General features: G+C 69.9%; 2 protein-coding genes. Both read right to left on the minus strand.

Translation table 11 applies throughout. The annotated features are described in order from the left end of the window. Window positions 1-42: 42 nt before the first annotated feature. The gene (locus G3O06_RS48155) at window positions 43-588 is read right to left on the minus strand and encodes a hypothetical protein (protein WP_205820435.1); all 546 of its coding nucleotides are present in this window, start codon (window positions 586-588) and stop codon (window positions 43-45) included. Window positions 589-816: 228 nt separating this feature from the next. After that, the coding region (locus G3O06_RS48160; protein ID WP_205820437.1) for a tetratricopeptide repeat protein at window positions 817-1384 on the minus strand (568 nt) is incomplete at its 5' end.

Consider the following 1384-nt stretch of genomic DNA (forward strand, 5'->3'; position numbering starts at 1 on the left):
CGCGGCGGCCCGCATGCGAGCGGCGCTGCCGCGCCGCGCGCCTCAATGCTTTTCCATCCGCTCCAGCGCCTTGATGTCCTCCTCGGACGTCATTTCGCAGGCGAGCAGCGTCTTGCCCTTCAGCGCCGGGCCCTGGCGGGCCGACACGAGGATCAGCGCACCGCCCGGGCCACGGACCGTCAGCCGGCGCGAATAGCCGACGGACGACGCGCCGAGCAAGTGGCCCTTCTCGAGGGTGAGCTGGTAGCGTTTCGCGAGCTGGTCGGCGACTTTGCCGTCCACGAGCACGCCGATTCCGGTACTGACGAACACGACCTGCTGCGTCGTGAAGCCGTCGCGGTGGATCGGCTCCGGCAGGCGATAGACCGCTGCACCCAGCATCGACTCGTCCGGTTTCGGATCGGCCGCCTTGGCGGTGTTGTAGATCGAGTCCATCAGGTCCGACGTGAACGGCGGCTTGCAAAGCGCGGCGTTGAAGATGTCGGGCTGGGCGGGCGGCGCGGCGAGTGCGGTGAGCGGCACGCCGGCAATGGCAACAGCGACGGCGCCGACGGCAGCGGCACCAAGCCTCGAAAGGCGATGGGACATGGATGCAGTTCTCTCAGGTTTTATTGTGAGGCTGCATGGTAATGCATTGCCGCATGCCGAACGGTCGGCGTGGAGCGGCCGGATGGCGGCAATGCAACCGGCGCGCACGCCCGCGCCCAGCGCTCGATTCCGTTGCCGGGCAATCGATGCGCGGGGCGTTGGGGCATGCGCGTCATGCAGCCGGTGTGATGCCGGTTCGTGCGCTTGCGCTTGCGTGCGGAAGAACCGTTACGGTGCGACGACCGGATGCTTCAACGCGTGCGCGGTCTCGATCCACTGCGCGTGGAATTCGTCCGCGTCGGGCTTGAGCCCGAGTTCGCCGTTGCGATAGGCCATCGCGAGCGTCTGCACGGCTTCCGGCAGCTCGTGCTCGGCGGCGCGGCGATACAGCGCCAGCGCGCGCGTCTCGTCGCGCGGCACGCCGCTGCCTTCGCGGTACGCGTTCGCGAGCATGAAGTCCGCGGCCGGGATGTCCGCGCGCGACGCGATCTCGAACCAGTGAGCAGCCTGCACGGGATCGGCGGCGATGCCGTAGCCGCTCCGATAGATCAGCCCGAGGTAATACGCGGCGGCCGGGTCGCCCTGCGCGGCCGCTTCGCCGAGCAGCGTGCGGGCGCGTGCGTAGTCCTTCGGCATGTCGCTGCTGCCGAGCAGCAACGCCTTGCCGAGCGCGAGCTGCGCACGCCGGGCGGCCGGCGCGTCGGCCTTGCTGTCTGCCGTCGCGGCCGTTTCCAGCCAGCCGCGCCCCTCGTCGCGCAGCCCCGGTTCGCGCGCATCGACGAGCGCGATGCCGAGG

This window comes from Burkholderia sp. Ac-20345, from assembly GCF_017104825.1.
GTDB lineage: Bacteria > Pseudomonadota > Gammaproteobacteria > Burkholderiales > Burkholderiaceae > Burkholderia > Burkholderia lata_B.